The sequence below is a fragment of the Actinoplanes sp. NBRC 103695 genome, from assembly GCF_030269485.1.
Lineage (GTDB): Bacteria > Actinomycetota > Actinomycetes > Mycobacteriales > Micromonosporaceae > Actinoplanes.
The window spans coordinates 144,732-161,404 of the sequence record NZ_BSTL01000018.1 but is presented as its reverse complement, the minus strand read 5'-3'; the positions used below and the strand labels follow the sequence as shown (position 1 = coordinate 161,404).

At 71.1% G+C, this 16,673-nt stretch carries 15 protein-coding genes; 11 read left to right on the top strand and 4 right to left on the bottom strand.

From position 1 onward, the window contains the following. Window positions 1-51: 51 nt before the first annotated feature. Together QSK31_RS30705 and QSK31_RS30700 are read right to left on the bottom strand one after the other, a co-directional pair. Window positions 52-879, bottom strand: a complete 828-nt coding sequence (locus QSK31_RS30705) for an ABC transporter permease (protein ID WP_285688014.1) — start codon at window positions 877-879, stop codon at window positions 52-54. Then, on the bottom strand, window positions 876-1,802 hold the full coding sequence (locus QSK31_RS30700; RefSeq protein WP_285688013.1) for an ABC transporter ATP-binding protein: 927 nt from the start codon (window positions 1,800-1,802) through the stop codon (window positions 876-878). The genes QSK31_RS30705 and QSK31_RS30700 overlap by 4 nt, the downstream gene beginning before the upstream one ends. A gap of 134 nt (window positions 1,803-1,936) precedes the next feature. Here QSK31_RS30700 and QSK31_RS30695 point away from each other — a divergent pair, with 134 nt between their 5' ends. The 10 genes from QSK31_RS30695 to QSK31_RS30650 all read left to right on the top strand — a co-directional run bounded on the left by QSK31_RS30695 (window position 1,937) and on the right by QSK31_RS30650 (window position 14,223). After that, a complete protein-coding gene (locus QSK31_RS30695) occupies window positions 1,937-2,698 on the top strand; it encodes a GNAT family N-acetyltransferase (protein WP_285688012.1) in 762 nt (253 codons plus the stop codon). Continuing rightward, window positions 2,695-3,465, top strand: a complete 771-nt coding sequence (locus QSK31_RS30690) for a lysophospholipid acyltransferase family protein (protein WP_285688011.1) — start codon at window positions 2,695-2,697, stop codon at window positions 3,463-3,465. The genes QSK31_RS30695 and QSK31_RS30690 overlap by 4 nt, the downstream gene beginning before the upstream one ends. Window positions 3,466-3,548: 83 nt before the next feature. Beyond that, window positions 3,549-4,262 (top strand): response regulator transcription factor, encoded by a 714-nt coding sequence (locus QSK31_RS30685; protein ID WP_285688010.1) that lies wholly within the window; start codon window positions 3,549-3,551, stop codon window positions 4,260-4,262. A gap of 115 nt (window positions 4,263-4,377) precedes the next feature. After that, window positions 4,378-5,898, top strand: coding sequence for a sensor histidine kinase (locus tag QSK31_RS30680; RefSeq protein ID WP_285688062.1), 1,521 nt, complete (start codon window positions 4,378-4,380; stop codon window positions 5,896-5,898). 72 nt (window positions 5,899-5,970) lie between these two features. After that, window positions 5,971-7,689 (top strand): S1C family serine protease, encoded by a 1,719-nt coding sequence (locus QSK31_RS30675; RefSeq protein ID WP_285688009.1) that lies wholly within the window; start codon window positions 5,971-5,973, stop codon window positions 7,687-7,689. Window positions 7,690-7,885: 196 nt separating this feature from the next. Further along, window positions 7,886-11,062, top strand: a complete 3,177-nt coding sequence (locus QSK31_RS30670) for a cyclic nucleotide-binding protein (RefSeq protein WP_285688008.1) — start codon at window positions 7,886-7,888, stop codon at window positions 11,060-11,062. Between the two features lie 58 nt (window positions 11,063-11,120). Then, window positions 11,121-11,336, top strand: a complete 216-nt coding sequence (locus QSK31_RS30665) for a hypothetical protein (protein WP_285688007.1) — start codon at window positions 11,121-11,123, stop codon at window positions 11,334-11,336. Between the two features lie 53 nt (window positions 11,337-11,389). Beyond that, a complete protein-coding gene (locus QSK31_RS30660; RefSeq protein ID WP_285688006.1) occupies window positions 11,390-12,133 on the top strand; it encodes a hypothetical protein in 744 nt (247 codons plus the stop codon). A 20-nt stretch (window positions 12,134-12,153) separates the two neighbouring features. After that, entirely contained in the window at window positions 12,154-12,831 is a 678-nt protein-coding gene (locus QSK31_RS30655) for an ABC transporter ATP-binding protein (protein ID WP_285688005.1), read from the top strand. 18 nt (window positions 12,832-12,849) lie between these two features. Next, the gene (locus tag QSK31_RS30650; protein ID WP_285688004.1) at window positions 12,850-14,223 is read left to right on the top strand and encodes a glycosyl hydrolase family 18 protein; all 1,374 of its coding nucleotides are present in this window, start codon (window positions 12,850-12,852) and stop codon (window positions 14,221-14,223) included. Here QSK31_RS30650 and QSK31_RS30645 read toward each other — a convergent pair. Further along, window positions 14,220-15,476, bottom strand: a complete 1,257-nt coding sequence (locus QSK31_RS30645) for a serine hydrolase domain-containing protein (protein WP_285688003.1) — start codon at window positions 15,474-15,476, stop codon at window positions 14,220-14,222. The two genes, QSK31_RS30650 and QSK31_RS30645, sit on opposite strands and share 4 nt — an antisense overlap. A 44-nt stretch (window positions 15,477-15,520) precedes the next feature. Continuing rightward, the gene (locus tag QSK31_RS30640) at window positions 15,521-15,790 is read right to left on the bottom strand and encodes a hypothetical protein (RefSeq protein WP_285688002.1); all 270 of its coding nucleotides are present in this window, start codon (window positions 15,788-15,790) and stop codon (window positions 15,521-15,523) included. Window positions 15,791-16,020: 230 nt separating this feature from the next. On the opposite strand from QSK31_RS30640, the gene QSK31_RS30635 reads away from it, so the two are divergent. Then, a complete protein-coding gene (locus tag QSK31_RS30635; RefSeq protein ID WP_285688001.1) occupies window positions 16,021-16,635 on the top strand; it encodes an ATP-dependent Clp protease proteolytic subunit in 615 nt (204 codons plus the stop codon). Window positions 16,636-16,673 lie beyond the last annotated feature (38 nt).

Below are 16,673 nucleotides of genomic sequence, written 5' to 3'. Positions count from 1 at the left end.
GGAATGAACGGTGTCAAGGTTACGCTGCGCGGGAAGACACAGGGGCCGGGCCTAACTTACGTCCCGTCGGCGCATGATCAACGTCCCGATCACCCCGGTGACCACGGCGTACCCGATGAGCACGACCGCTCCCACCCAACGCGGTGGATTTCCGGGCAGGTCGGTCCCGGAGATCATCAGTTGCGACGCGGTGGTCGGCTCGATCACCCGCAGTTTCTCGAAGAAGTCGGCGACGTACTGGGTGAGCAGGAAGAAGACCGCCTGCGCGCCGAGCGGGCCGATCAGGTAGCCGATGGAGAGCGTCAGCGTGGTGGCGATCTGGCTGCGGATCAGCACGCCGACGCCGACGCCGACCACCGCCCACAGCGCGAAGGCCAGCGCGTTCAGCCCGATCGCCCGCCACACCGCGCCCTCGCCGAGTTGCACCGGCAGGTCGAGCTGACGCAGGAAGAACGGCGCCAGGGCCAGGTTGAGCACGGTGGTGATCAACCAGAACCCCAGGCTCAGGAGTCCCGCCGCGGCCAGCTTGGCCAGGACCACCCGTTCGCGGTGCGGGGTGACCAGGAACGTGGTGGTGGCGGTCAGGTGGAAGAACTCGTTGGTCACCAGGATCGCGCTGAGCAGCAGGATCAGCAGTACGCCGAAGAACTGCCCGCTGGTGTAGAGGTTCGTGGCGACGTTGATCGGCTGGTTGGTGGCGTCCAGCAACGCGGCCGAGTCCGGGTCCACGTTCGCGTCCGCCGGGATCTGGTTGGTGACGTTCGCCGTGCCCCAGTTGAAGAGGATCGACATCGCCCACAGCGGGATCAGGATCAGTCCGAAGATCCACCACGTCGCGGTGGTGAAGATCTTGGACAGCTCCGCGCTGACCAGCCTCATCGGATGCCCGCCTTTCCGGCCGTCAGCTGCAGGAACACCTGTTCCAGGTCGGCGCGTTCGCTGGTCAGCTCGTGCAGCTCCACCTGCGCGGTGAAGGCGACGTGGCCGACCTGGGCCGCGTCCAGCCCGCTCACCATCAGCGCGCCGTCCGGCAGTGGGGTGACCGCGGGTTTGATCTCGGCGTGGAAGCCGGCCAGCGCGGTGGCCAGTTTCTCCGGCTCGGGGGTGCGCACCCGCACCTGCGCCGCGGCGCCCATCGAGCCGAGCACCTCGTCGACCGGGCCCTGCCGGACCAGCCGGCCGGCCGCCACGATGACGACGTCGTCGGCGAGTTGCTGCATCTCGCTCAGCAGGTGGCTGGAGACCAGGATGGTGCGGCCCTCGGCGGCGAGCGCCTTGAGCAGGTCGCGCATCCAGCGGATGCCCTCCGGGTCGAGGCCGTTGGCCGGCTCGTCCAGGACCAGCACCCGCGGATCGCCGAGCATGGCCGCGGCGATGCCCAGCCGCTGCCGCATGCCCAGCGAGTAGCCCTTGAACTTGCGTTTCGCCGCCGGGGTCAGCCCGACCAGGGCGAGCGCCTCGTCGGCGCGAGTGACCGGCAGCCCGGCGGCCCGGCAGATCACCCGCAGGTGATTGCGACCGGTCCGGCCGCGGTGCGCGCTGGACGCCTCCAGCACCGCGCCGACGTGCCGGATCGGGTCCGTCAGGTCGACGTAGCGCTGCCCGCCGATGGTCGCCGTGCCGGCGCTCGGCGTGACCAGCCCGAGCAGCATCCGCAAGGTGGTCGTCTTGCCGGCGCCGTTGGGGCCGAGGAAGCCGGTGACCCGGCCCGACCGCACGCTGAAGGACAGGTTGTCGACGGCTCTGAGCTGTCTGTACTGCTTCGACAGCCCGTGTACTGCGATCTCTGCGCCCCCGGTCATCGCGTCAATCTACTGGGTGAGAGCTCACTCTGTGCCCCGTACCCCGCGACGACCCGCCACCTGTTCACTTTGTGGACACATCAGACCACCGGCGCGGTCATTCCGGTGGAAAGTGCGGCCCTTACACAGAGGGCATGACAGTACTTCTGACCGCCGACGCAACCACCGGGACCAGTGGCTACACCCTGCTGATCGCGGACAGCGCGGATCAGGTGGAGGCGGCACAGCGCCTCCGGCACGACGTCTTCGCCGGAGAGCTCGGCGCCCGCCTCCACGGTGCGGTGGACGGCCGGGACATCGATGAGTTCGACGACCACTGCGACCACCTGATCGTGCGCGAGGACGCCACGCGCAGGGTGGTCGGCACCTACCGGATGCTTCCCCCGGCGGCCGCCGAGCGGGCCGGGCGGCGCTACGCCGACGGCGAGTTCGACATGAGCCGCCTGAGCCCGCTGCGGGACCAGCTGGTCGAGACCGGCCGCTCCTGCGTGCACCCGGACCACCGCGGCGGCGCGGTGGTCAACCTGATGTGGGCCGGTATCGCCCGCTACCTGCACCTGAAGAACCTCCGCTGGCTGGGCGGCTGCGCCTCGATCCCGCTGGACGACGGCGGCGCCCTGGCGGCCGGCGTCTGGGACCGGGTGTCCGCCAAGCACCTGTCGCCGCCGGCGCTGCGGGTGGTGCCGCGCAACCCGTGGCTGACGCCGGAGTCGCCGGCCGGCGACAAGAGCGTGCGGGTGCCGCCGCTGCTGCGCGGTTATCTGCGGCTGGGCAGCTGGGTGTGCGGCGAGCCGGCCTACGACCCGGACTTCGGCTGCGCCGACCTCTACGTGCTGTTCTCCATGGACCGGATGGACCCGCGGTACCGCCGGCACTTCCTGGGGGTGCCGCGATGACGTTCTGGCAGCCCATCTCCACCTGCGGCGACTCCTGCCGGAGGGGCGGCGAGGACCGGGTGGCCGGGATCCGGGTGGTGCTCCGGATGACCGCGCTCCTCGGGGTGCTGCTCGCCGCCCTGGTGCTGGTGCCGATACGGCGCGGGGCGGCGGTCCAGGTCGTCGCCCGGGGCATGCTCGGCGCGCTGGGCGTACGCATGAATTGGCGTGGCCCCGCGCCGCGACCCGGCAGCCTGCTGGTCTCCAACCATGTCTCCTGGCTGGACATCCTGGTGCTGCTCGCGCTCCGGCCGGTGCGGATCGTCGCCAAGCACGACGTCGAGGGCTGGCCCGGCATCGGCACCCTGGCCTCGGTGATCGGCGCGATCTTCGTGGATCGGACCAGGCCCAAGCGCCTGCCCGGGACGGTGGCCGAGGTCACCGGCGCGCTGCGGGCCGGTCGGTCGGTCGCGGTCTTTCCGGAGGGTACGACCTTCTGCGGCCCCGAACGCGGCCGCTTCCGCCCGGCGATGTTCCAGGCCGCGGTGAACGCCGGAGCGCCGGTCGTGCCGATCACGATCGACTACGGCACCACTGCGGCGGCGTTCATCGGCGACGAGACGCTGTTCACCTCGGTGAGCCGGGTCGCCGCCCTGCGCCGGCTGACGGTCACCGTGGTGGGCGCGCCCGCCCTGCGGCCGGATTCCGGCGCGAGCCGCCGTACGCTGGCGCGGGCCGCGCAGGCCTCGGTCGGCACCACTCCCATCGCGCTGGGCCTGGCCGCTTAGACATCCCCTGAATCACGAGTCTCACAGAAAACTTTCAGCGTCCATGCAGGCATAGTGCAGTCGCTGGGAGAAAGATGAGGGGCATGGCCATTCAGACCCAGCCCAAGCAGAGCGAGGCGAAGCTGCTCGTCGTCGAGGACGACGCGAACATCCTCGAGCTTCTCTCGGCCAGCCTGCGGTTCGCCGGGTTCGACGTCAGCACGGCGACCAGCGGCAGCGCCGCGGTGACCGCGGCCAAGAGCGCGAGCCCGGACCTGGTCGTCCTCGACGTGATGCTGCCCGACCTGGACGGCTTCGAGGTGATCCGGCTGATGCGCGAGGGCGGCGCGCGCACCCCGGTGGTGTTCCTGACCGCCCGCGACGGCACCGACGACAAGATCCGCGGCCTGACCCTGGGTGGCGACGACTACGTCACCAAGCCGTTCAGCCTGGAGGAGCTCACGGCCCGCATCCGCGCCGTGCTGCGCCGCACCTCGGCCGGTGACGAGACGCCCTCCCGGCTCACCTTCGCCGACCTCGAGCTCGACGAGGAGACCCACGAGGTCTACCGGGCCGGCCAGCGGGTGCAGCTCTCGCCCACCGAGTTCAAGCTCCTGCGCTACCTGATGCTCAACGCCAACCGGGTGCTCTCCAAGGCGCAGATCCTCGACCACGTGTGGAAATACGACTTCCGCGGCGACGACAACATCGTGGAGTCGTACATCTCCTATCTGCGCCGCAAGGTCGACAACGTCCAACCGCGGCTGATCCACACCCTCCGGGGGGTGGGTTACGTCCTCCGCAAGCCGGCCGCCTGAGGGTTCTCCGGTGTCCCTCACCGTCTCGCCGGAGCTGCCGGCTCCGTCGTCACCGCCTCCACCGCACGTGGTGCGTCCCGTGCCACGGCTCCGCAGCACCCCGCTCCGGATCAAGATGATCGCGTCGGTGCTGGCGCTCGTCTTCACCGCGCTGACGTTGATAAGCGTGTCCAGCACCTTCGCGCTGAAGTCGTACCTGATCGACCGGATGGACGACGAACTGCTGGTGGTCACCAACGAGATCGCCGAGATCCTGCGCGACATCTCGCTCAACGAGCTCGACTCGATCGAGCCCGAGCCGACCTTCCCCAGCGAGTACGTGTTCATGGTGCGGTCGGTCACCGGCGTCGGGCGGACCTACAGCAACAACGCGAAACTCGGCGCGTCCGACATGCCGCCCTACCTCACCAGCGTGGACGCGATCCAGGAACGGGTCGACGAACAGCCGTACACGGCGAACTCGCCGAACAAGCGGCAGCACTGGCGGATGCGGATCGCCACCACCGCGCAGGGCGACATCATCTACGTCGGCCGCAACATGGGCGAGATCGACTTCGCGATGACCCGGCTGGTCTGGATCGACCTGCTGGTCGGCTGCGGCGTGCTGATCGCGCTGGCCGCCGTGGGGGCGGCGGTCGTGCGGACCAGCCTGCGCCCACTGGTGGAGATCGAGCAGACCGCCGGGGCGATCGCGGCCGGTGACCTGACCCGGCGCGTGCCCGACCCGGAACCGGACATGCCCGAACCGCAGACCGAGCTGGGCCGGTTGGCCCGGGCACTGAACGCGATGCTCACCCAGATCGAGGCGGCGTTCACCGCCCGCGCCCAGTCCGAGACGGCTGCCCGGGCGGCCGAGTCGGCGGCCCGAGACGCGGCCGACGCCGCACAGGTCTCCGAGTCGCGGGCGCTGCGCTCCGAGGGCAAGATGCGGCAGTTCGTCGCCGACGCGTCGCACGAGCTGCGGACCCCGCTGACCACGATCCGGGGGTTCGCCGAGCTCTACCGCCAGGGCGCGGTGCCCCAGGGCGAGGACGTCAACCGGCTGATGCGCCGGATCGAGGACGAGGCCGCCCGGATGGGCCTGCTGGTCGAGGACCTGCTGCTGCTCGCCCGGCTGGACCGGGAACGACCCCTCACGCTGGCCCCGACCGAGCTGCCCGTGCTGGCGATGGAGGCGGTGCAGGCCGCCCAGGCGACCGCGCCGGAACGCCGGATCGAGCTGGAGGTGCGCGACGAGCCGGAGCTGCTGGTGGCGTACGCGGACGACGCCCGGCTGCGGCAGGTCATCGGCAACCTGATGACCAACGCGCTGGTGCACACGCCGCCGGACGCACAGGTGACGCTCAGGCTGTACGCCGAGTCGGGCAACCGTGCCGTGATCGAGGTGGCGGACACCGGCCCCGGGCTCGGCGCGGAACAGCAGGAGCACGTCTTCGAGCGGTTCTTCCGGGCGGACGAGGCGCGGACCAGGCACACCGACCGGGAGGCCACCGGCACCGGCCTGGGCCTGGCGATCGTGGCGGCCATCGTGCGGGCCCACCACGGCACCGTGGACGTGCGGAGCGAGCCCGGCAAGGGCGCCACCTTCCGGGTCAGTTTGCCCGCGCTCGACCGGGAAAATCACCCCACGAGCTGACAAGCACCATTCACAGAAAACATCCAGCCGTAACACAGTCTCGTCGGAGACCCGATGGGCAAGGTTGGACCCATGAACGAGCACGAGACCAACCCGCAGCGGCACGAGACTCCGGCGACTCCGGAGCCGTCGCACCGGCCAGCGGACGCCTCACCCGAGGACGCTTCCGTCGCCGGCACTCCGGTGCCCGGCGCGAGCCCGCAGCGGGGAGAGTCCGAGCCGACAACCGCCGAGCAGCCGGTCGTGGAGTCGCCGACCGCGGCCCAGCCGGTCGTGGAGGGACCGGCCGCGCAGCCGCCGGCCTCCGGGCCTCCGCAGCCTTCGGCGTCACCCTGGCAGTCACCGCAGCACCACCCCTACGGCCAGCAGTTCCCGGGTCAGCCGCAGCCGGGTCCGGGCTACCCCGGCCCGTCGCCGTGGGCCGGCGCGGGAGCTCCGCATCCGGGCCAGCCGCATCCGGGCCAGCCCGGTCAGCCGCTCCCCGGTCAGCCGCTGTCCGGTCAGCCGCTGTCCGGTCAGCCCGGTCAGCCGCTTGCCGGTCAGCCGCACCCCGGTCTGGGTGGTCACGGGCCGCAGCCGCCCTACCCGGGCGGTTACCAGCCCACGGGCGGCACGCAGCCGACCTGGGTGCAGCCGGTCGCGACCGACACCCGGCCGGCCTCCTCCGGCCGTGGCCGGCGGATCTTCGTGGCGGGCTTCGCGGCCATCCTGATCGCCCTGGCCGGCGGCGGCATCGGCGCCGCGACCGTGCTGGCCATGGACGACGACGGCAACTCGACCGTGCAGACCGGCAACTCCTCGGTGACCCGGGTGGTCGACCGTTCGTCGCTCGCGCAGATCGCCTCGGCCGTGCAGGACAGCGTCGTCTCGATCACCACCGGCACCGGTGAGGGCTCCGGCGTCGTACTGAACAGCAACGGCGACATCGTCACCAACAACCACGTGGTGTCGACCGCGCGGGGCAAGACGGTCAACGTGATCTTCGCCGACGGCAAGAAGGCGACGGCCACCATCGTCGGCACCGACCCGCGCACCGACCTCGCGGTGATCCGCGCGACCGGGGTTTCCGGCCTCAAGCCGGCCACCCTCGGCGACAGCGCCCAGATGCAGGTCGGCGACACCGTTCTCGCGCTGGGCAGCCCGCTCGGCCTGGAGGGTTCGGTCACCGCCGGCATCATCAGCGCCAAGGACCGCACCATCCGGTCGGAGAGCGAGCAGCCCAGCCCCCAGGATCCGCAGCAGCAGGACCCGCAGCAGCCGAACCCGTTCGGCGGCCAGCAGCAGGAGCAGCCGCCGCAGCAACAGCAGTCCGGCGCCACCTCGATGTCCGGCCTGCTGCAGACCGACGCCCCGATCAACCCGGGCAACTCGGGCGGCGCGCTGGTCAACACCAACGGCCAGGTGATCGGCATCAACTCGGCGATCTACACCTCGGGCGGCAGCCAGGGCAACATCGGCCTGGGCTTCGCGATCCCGTCCAACAAGGTCAAGCAGGTCGTCGACGCGCTGATCGCGGGCAAGAAGGTCAGCCACCCGGCGCTGGGCGTCAGTGTCACCGAGGGCGAGAACGGCGGGGCCCTGGTGCGTGCGGTCACCGAGGGCAGCGCCGCGGCCAAGGCGGGCATCGCGCAGGGCGACGTCATCACCGCGGTCGACGGCAAGGCGGTCAACGACTCCGACGACCTGGTCGGCGTGATCCAGGGCGCCGCGGTCGGCGACAAGGTGACGATCGACTTCTCCCGCGACGGTGCGAAGAAGACGGTCACCGCCACCTTGGCGGAGGCCGGCTGATCAAGACGCGGCGCCGCCCGGGCCATCGGACGGCGTCACCTCCCATGCGGTGGGTGATCTCGGTCAAGGGGGTTGACCGGGGTCACCCACCGCTCCCTTTTGGTTTCTTTTATGGGCCCTTTGTCGGCGTATCGCTTGCCTTTCTCTGCTAGGGGCTCGCTTTGCCAGGTTCCGAGCGCTTACCCTCGCCTGCGGCGTGGGCGCGCCGAAGGGGCGCAAGGCGAGGGGCAGCGGAGTGACGTACGTCGAGACCCGGATGAACGTCTGGGAGGCGTTGGCGGGGCGGCCGCCGGGCGAGCCGATCGGTCCGGCCGACCCTGGGCTCTGGGCGGCGATCGTCGACCGGCTCAACCCGACCCGGGCACGTCCGGTGCTGCGGGTGGGTGTCGAGGCGGTCGAGCTGGCCAGCGTGCGCGGTCCCGCGTACGTCATGGTGCGGTCTCCCGACGACGGCTCGCGCGCCTGCTATCTGCGTCTCACTCCGGAGGAGTGGGAGCTCGCCCAGATCATGGACGGCTCACTCACGGTGGCCCGGCTGGTCGCCGAGTTCGCCCGGATCGCCGGCCGGCTCGCCCCCGATCAGGTCCGCCGGGTGGTCGCCGACCTGGCCGGCAACCGGATGCTCGAGGAACTGCCGCTCGACGCCTTCCGCCCGCTGCAGGAGATCGTCCGCAAGCCGCTGCCGGCGCGGGTGGGCCGCGGCCTTCTGAACGCCGCGCGTGGCCGGCGCATGCTGGTCACCGACATCGACGGCTTCGTCTCCGCGCTCTACCGCGGCGGCGCCCGCTTCCTGTTCACCCGGCCCGCCGCGATCGTTCTCGCCGTGATCGCCGTCGCCGGTCTGGGCGTCTTCGGCTGGACCTGGGCGAGCGGCGCCGAGGCGCTCTTCCTGACCAACGGGTCGTACCTGCTCGGCGCGGCCCTCCTGCTGCTGCTCAACGTCGTGGCGCTGGCCTGTCACGAGCTCGGTCACGCCCTGGCCACCAAACATGCCGGGCGGGAGGTGCCCGCGGCCGGTCTGCTGGTCTACTTCGGCATCCCGTCGGTCTTCGTCGACACCACCGACGTGTGGATGGCCGGACGCAAGGCCCGGATCCTGGTGACCGCGGTCGGCCCGCTCACCGGCCTGGTGCTGGCCGGCGGCATGCAGCTGGTCGGCCTGTTCGTGCCAGCGGTCGCCGGGCTGGCGTTCAAGCTGGCCTTCGCCTGGTACATCAACGTGCTGTTCAACCTCAACCCGTTCATCGCGCTGGACGGCTACTACCTGCTGATGGACTGGCTGGAGATCCCCAACCTGCGGGCTCGCGGGTTGTCCTGGGTCGGCAGCCGGTTGCGGGGCCGCCCGCCGCGCTGGTCCTCGCTGGACCGCGAGGGACGGATCATCGCGTTGTACGGCGTGCTGGCCCTGCTCTGGCTGGTGGTGGCGGCGAACCTGGCGTACCGGATGTGGTCGGACCGGGTCAGCGGGGTGGCCACCGGCCTCTGGCACAGCGGGCCCGCCGCCCAGCTGCTGCTGGTCCTGATCGTGCTGGGCCTCTGCGCCCCGCTGATCCACCTCGGTCTGCGCCGGCTCAGCCGGTCGTGGCGCAAGTCCCGGGCCCGTGCCGCGGAGAAGCAGCGCGAGACCGACCTGCCCCGCCGGGTCGAGGCGTTGCGCAACTCCGACCTGGGCGGCCTGCCCGAGCACGCGCTGCACGGGCTGGCCGCGCGGGCCCGCTGGGTACGGCCGTCCCAGGGCAAGCAGATGGTGATGGCCGGCGGCCCGCAGACCGCGGTCTACGTGGTCGTGGACGGCGCCCTGCAGGGCCGGCGTCCCGGCGACCCGGGCGGCACGATCCGGCACCACGTCGGCCCCGGCGGCGTCGTCGGCCTGGGCAACGCGCTCACCGGCCGGGCCACCACGCTCGACTGGCACACCGCCGGCACCACGCTTCTGAGTGTTCCGACCGCGACCGTGGCGGCCGTGATCGGCCCGCTGCCCGGACCGCCGCCGGTGGACCGGGCCGAGGCCGAGGCGCTGTTCGCGGACACTCCGGCGCTCGCCGCCCTCGAGGGTGACGAGCAGCTGGCCCTGATCGCCGCCGCGCACCCGGTCGACCTGGAGCCGGGCGCGCCGGTGATGCTGGTCAGCCCCACGCAGGCGGTCGTCGTGGAGTCCGGCGTGATCGCCATGGCCGACGGCACCGAGTTGCGCCGTGGCACCCTGGTCGGCCCGGTGGGTGACGGCAGTCCCGGGATGGTCGCTCAGACGCGTACCCCGGTGAGGTTGTGGGTCATGCCTGACGCCTCGAGCCTGCCGCCCCTGGTGGGTGGTGGCGCGCTGGCCGGCGCTCCGGTCGTCGAGGGGCACGGCGCGCCCGCGTTCGGCAAGAACCCGGAGGACTACCCGCCGCTGATGGTGCCGCCCGGCCCGCCGGACGGCACCGAGGACCCCGAGGTCGACAAGCGTTTCCTGCGCCGGATGTGGTGGCTCGTCCTGTTGGTTCTGCTGCTCGCGCTGCTGCTGACGACGGCGAACATCGCGCCCGGCCCGGCCTGGGCCGAGATGCCGGCGAGCCGCGCGCTGGTCTCCTCGGAGCGCGGCCGGATCACCCTGAAGGTCGACGGCAAGCTGACCGTGCTGGCCGCGGGGGAGCGGCGGTTCGTCGCCGCGGGCGCCGAGATCGAGGTCTCCGACAAGGCGACCGGCCTGATCACGTTCACCGGCGGATCGGCGGCGCTGCTGTGCGGCGGGTCGACCACCGAGATCGGCGCGCTCGCCCCCGGGCTGGGCCGGGACCGGCAGCCGAGCGGCACGTTGAACCTGCAGGGCGGCCGGCTGCTCGCCGACACGACCAGCACCAGCACCGCGTACCGGCCGATCAACCTGGTGGTCACCCGGCCGCTGGGCGAGGTCACGAACGCGGGCAAGGCCTGGTTCTCGATCGACCCGGCCACGGTCACCGTGTCCACCGGAAAGGTGGACGTGGACGGCAGCCGGTCGACGCCGACGAACAGCGCGTTGTCCTGCGGCGACGGCATCGCCGTCGAGCCGCCGGCGGCCGGGCCGAGCGAGGAGCCGTCCGCCGACCTGCCCTCCGAGCCGCCGGTCACGCCGTCGGTGGTGGAGTCCTCGACGCCTCCGGTCGAGGAGGTCCCCGAACCGGACCCGATCCCGCAGCCGGGCGGCAACAACCAGGACGACGACGAGGACGACGACAACCCGCCGCCGGCGAACGAACCGGACGACCCGGATCCGGTCCCGCCGACGCGCCCGTCGTCGAACCCGCCGTCGCAGCCTTCGACCCCGCCGTCGGAGCAGCCGTCGTCGAACCCGCCGAGCAGTTCGTCGCCGTCGCCCTCGGAGACCGACGACGGACCGATCATCGGCTAGGCCGGGTCCGGCTAATCTGATCCCCGGATGATGATCTTCTCGATGGAGGACTGCTGACGTGCTCTGCTGGTTCTGCGCCAAGGCGGCGCGGGCGACGTGCCGGTTCTGTGGCCGGGGGGTCTGTGAGGACCACGCCCGTTTCGGGCCGTACCTGCTCCAGGTGAGCCGGTCGGAGACCCGCCAACGTGCCGAGGCGCTGGTGGTCGAGGATGCCGTCCAGTGCGGCACGTGCCGGCCGCGTCCCCAGCCGGTGGCCATGCCGGAGATGGACTAGGACCGCCCTAATGCCCGATACAGCGGCTGGACGTGCTCGTTTACGGTGAGCCGATGAGCGACTTCGACGATGTGCTCGAACGGCTGCTCAGCGACCCGCCGTTCGCCGCCGCGCTGGCCGAGGACCCGGACCGGGCCCTGGCCGGTTACCAGCTGGGCGAGGACGAGATCGAGCTGCTGCGCAGTCAGATGTCCCCCGGTGACACCGGCGGCGCGGCCTCGGTCGTCGAGGGGCGGACCACGAAATCCAGCACGTTCGGCCTCTTCTCGACGCTCGGGGACTGGTCCGAGTTCGGGTCGGCGGCCGGGGTCGCCGCGCACACTGTCGCGGAGGGTGTCCCGCCGGCCCCGGGTGGTGGGGGCAGCATGATCGGCGCGCATTCGGCGCTGGGCGACGCGCCGGGCCGTGACCTGGACGAGGTGCCCGCGGTTGCCCGGATGGGTGATGCCGTCTCGACCGCGCACGCCGAGGTCGTCAAGGAGGTGTCGCCCCCGGTCGAGCACGAGGCGCCGGCCAAGCATTTCGAGGGTGTCGGCAACTACCGCAACAGGGTGGACGCGGACGGCGACGGCGACTGGGACAAGGCCACGTACTCGGCCCGGGAGGACGGCGGCGTCGACATCATGGTCGACGTGAACGCCGACGGGAAGGTCGACTTCATCGGGCGTGACTTCGACCGCGACTGGAAGGTGGACGAGGCCACCATCGACCGGGACAAGGACGGCGTGTTCGAGAAGACGATGTACGACGACAACAACAACGGCTGGCTCGACCGCACCGTGTGGCACAACGACTGATCAAGCCGCACCATGTGGTGATGGTCGCTGTTCGTGTCGAGGCACTCACCAAGGTTTTCGAGCCGGGTGTCGTTGCCCTCGACGACGTCACGCTGGAGGTCGCCTCCGGCGAGTTCCTGGTGCTGCTCGGCGAGGGTGGCAGCGGCAAGACCACGCTGCTGCGCCTGCTCGGCGGGCTGGAGACGCCGACCACGGGTTCGATCGAGGTCGGCGGTGTGCCCCTGGCCGACCTGCCGGACCGCGAGGCGGTGATCGCGGTGGTCTTCCAGAGCTACTCGGTCTACCAGCACCTGACCGTGGCGCAGAACATCGGCTTCCCGTTGCGCGGCGCCCACTCGGACGTCGGTGAGCGGGTTGCCGAGGCCGCCCGGCACCTGGGCATCGCCGATCTGCTCGGCCGGCTCCCCGCGCATCTGTCCCGCGGGCAGCGCCAGCGCGTGGCGATGGCCCGGGCGATCGTCCGCCGCCCCGCGATCCTGCTGCTGGACGAGCCGCTGTCCAACGTCGACCCGCGGATCTGGGCCGAGCTGCGCGGGGACATCGTGGCGCTGACCAAACGCCTCGGCATCACCACGATCTATGTGACCCACGACCGGGACGAGGCCGTGGACATGGCGGACCGGATCGTGGTGCTCGATCACGGCAAGCTCGTATGGAAAGGATTTTCGCCGTTCACAGGGCTGGACACTTATGGTTAACAGTCCTAATAATTAGCCATGCGTCGATCCCTCGTGATGGCCTCGGCCGCCGTGCTGGCGGCGACCGGGTCGGTTTTCTACCTGGCGTCCAGCGCCGGCGCCGCGGCCGCCTGTGCGGCACCGTGGAGCGCCTCCACCGTCTATGTCGGCGGGAACACCGCCTCCCAGTCCGGCCACAACTACCGGGCCAAGTGGTGGACCCAGAACGAGAGCCCGTCCTCGCACAGCGGCCAGTGGGACGTCTGGGCCGACGACGGCGTCTGCGGCGGCAGCACCCCGCCCACCGACCCGCCCACGGATCCGCCCACCGACCCACCGACCGATCCGCCCACGGATCCACCGACCGACCCGCCGCCCGTCGGCGGACTGCCGAAGCACGCGCTGATCGGCTACCTGCACGCCAGCTTCGCCAACGGCTCCGGCTACCTGCGGATGTCTGACGTGCCCGCCGACTGGGACATCATCAACCTGGCCTTCGGCGAGCCGACCAGCCCGACCTCGGGTGACATCCGGTTCACCCTCTGCCCGGCGGCCGAGTGCCCCGGCGTGGAGACCGAGGCGCAGTTCATCGCGGCCATCCGCGCCAAGCGTCAGGCCGGCAAGAAGGCGCTGCTCTCCATCGGTGGGCAGAACGGCCAGGTGCAGCTCAGCAGCACGGCGGCACGGGACAAGTTCGTCCAGACGGTCGGCGGGATCATCGACAGGTACGGCCTGGACGGCGTCGACGTCGACTTCGAGGGCCACTCGCTCTCGCTCAACACCGGCGACACCGACTTCAAGAACCCGACCAGCCCGGTGATCGTCAACCTGATCTCGGCGCTGCGCACGCTCAAGGCCCGCTACGGCGCCGGGTTCGTGCTGACCATGGCGCCGGAGACGTTCTTCGTGCAGCTCGGCTACCAGTACTACGGCTCCGGGCCGTGGGGTGGCCAGGACCCGCGGGCGGGTTCCTACCTGCCGGTCATCTACGCGCTGCGCAACGACCTCACGGTGTTGCACGTCCAGGACTACAACTCCGGCCCGATCATGGGGCTGGACAACCAGTACCACACGATGGGCGGCGCGGACTTCCACATCGCGATGACCGACATGCTGCTGGCCGGCTTCCCGGTGGCGGGCAACACGGCCAACCAGTTCCCGGCGTTGCGGGAGGACCAGATCGCGTTCGGCGCGCCGTCGTCGGTCAGCGCGGGCAACGGGTACGTCGGGCCGGCCGCCGTCCAGCAGGCGGTCAACTGCCTGGTACGGACCCAGAACTGCGGCGGGTACACGCCACGCAGCGGCACGAACCCCAACTTCCGCGGCCTGATGACCTGGTCGATCAACTGGGACAAGTACTACAGCTGGGAGTTCCGCATCAACCACGAGCCGTTCCTGAACGCCCTGCCTTAGGCACCTTTCGCGATGGCGTTGGCGACAGCGACCCGGTGCACGTCCGGGTCCGACCAGCTCCAGTTCGGATGCGCGCGGTTGGTCAGCAGCACCACGACCAGCCGCCGCTCCGGCGCGATCAGCAGCGACGTCCCGGTGAAGCCGGTGTGCCCGAAACTCGCCGGTGACGCCAGCCGCCCCATGAACCACGGCTGGTTGATCTCCACACCGAGCCCGTGGTCGGCCGACCGGTCCGGACGCTCCGGGTCGATCGCGGGTTTGCCACGGTTCACATTGGTCAGGGCGCGGTCCACGATCTCCGCCGAGAGGATCCGCTTCTTCCGGTACTCGCCCCGCCCCAGGAGCAGCTGACCGATCACGGCGACGTCGGCCGCCGTACCGAAGACCCCGGCGTGACCGGCCACCCCGCCGAGCCGCGCGCAGACATCGTCGTGCACCTCGCCGCGCAGGAGTCCGCGCGACGTGCGGGCGTCGGTGGCGACCAGCCGTTTCGTCGCCGCCCAGCCCAGCGGCCGGAACCCGGTGTCCCGCAGCCCGAGCGGCCCGGTGATCTGGTCCCGCAACGCCTTGTCCAAGGTCATGCCGGTGCGTTTCTCGACCAGCTTGCCCAGCACCATCAGCCCGACGCTGGAATACCGGAACGTGCTCCCCGGCACCGCGCCCTTGACCAGCGGGATCCGCGGCACCTCGGCCCAGCTCGCCCGGCCCGCGCCGACCGGAAGCCCGCCGGTGTGCGCGAGCAGCATCGCCACGGTCACCGCGTTCCGGCCGAAGTCGGGCAGATATTTGCGCACCGGCGCGTCCAGGTCGACGTCCCCACGGTCGGCCAGCTTCAGCACCAGCAGCGCGGTGAAGACCTTGGTGATCGAGGCAAGATCAAAGATGGCGTCGGTACGCATGGGCACGCGCTTGTTCTCCGGCAGCTCGACCGGGCCGGCGCCGTAGCGCACCGCGTCCCCGGCGGCGACCTCGAGCCGCGTCGCGCCGTCCTCGGCCACCAGAGCGACGGCGCCCGCATAGCCCGGATGCCGGGGGTTGTCCTTGGTCGGCCGCAGGTATTTGTGCAGCACAGCCTCTACGTCACCGGCGTACCCGGGCTTCGCCCGAGTCGTGGGCTTCGCGGCCGGCGACGGTGGGGTGCTCACGGGGGCGACCCACTGCGAGGCGGGCTTGTCCGACGGGCCGCAGCCGGTGAGGGCGGCGGCGCCCGCGGTCAACCCGGCACCCAGCAGAGCACGTCGGTCCAGAGACACGGCGACGATCCTGACATCATTCGGCCCGCGCCGGTAACCCGCCGTCAGCCCAGACCCTCTTCCCACCGCCGGCGACGTTCCTCCAGGGACTGCTCCCACCAGGGGGTGCCGCGCTCGCCGAGGGCCACCTTCGCCGCCTGGACCCGGGCCCGGGCCGGCTTCGGATCCTCGCCGGCCGGCAGGGCGCGTCCGACATCCCGCCGGGCGGCCGTCAGGGTCTTGCGCAGCTCGGCGGCGACCTCCTCGGGGATGGCGGGGTCGGTCGCCCGCCAGCGCCGGCCGGAGATGACGACGAAATGTCCGTCCTCGGTCACCGCCGGGTTTTCCCACGCGGGACAACCCGGCGGTGGGGCAAGGAGGGTGACCGTCGACGGCCCGGCGGGTGTGCCACGCCGCCGTTTCGTCGCGCGTACCCGGGAAGGTCTTGATCTTGGTTGGGGTGAGTTATGCCGAGAGCGGACTTCGCCCAGAGGGGAATCGCTGGGCCGGGCGGGCCGCACCGGGGCAAGGTGAAGAGGATCCGAACAGGTGAGAGGGTTGGTCCATGAACGTTGACGAGATTTCCATGCGGGCGGGTGGCGCCTCCTTCGATGACCAGGTCTTCGAGCGGCTGCTCCGGGAGCGGATCATCTTCCTCGGCTCCGAGGTGAACGACGAGGTCACCAACCGCATCTGTGCCCAGCTTCTGCTGCTGGCGTCGGCCGACAGCGAGAAGGACATCGCGCTGTACATCAACTCGCCGGGCGGGTCGATCAGCGCGGGCATGGCCGTCTACGACACCATGCAGTATGTCAAGAACGACGTCGCCACGATCGCGATGGGCATGGCCGCCTCGATGGGGCAGTTCCTGTTGTGCGCGGGCACGCCGGGCAAGCGGTACGCGTTGCCGCACGCCCGGGTGATGATGCACCAGCTGTCCGGCGGCATCGGCGGCACCGCGGCCGACATCGCCATCCAGGCGGAGAGCATGCTGCACATCAAGACCGTGATGAACGAGCGGATCGCCTTCCACTCCGGCCACACGCCGGAGGAGATCGAGCGCGACTCCGACCGGGACCGCTGGTTCACGGCCCAGGAGGCCAAGGACTACGGGCTCATCGACCACGTGATCCGCAGCGCGAGCGATGTCGGGTCGTCGCCGGCGCCGATGCCGGCGTAACACGACGAGCACACAGGACGGGCACCGGTGACCGGTGC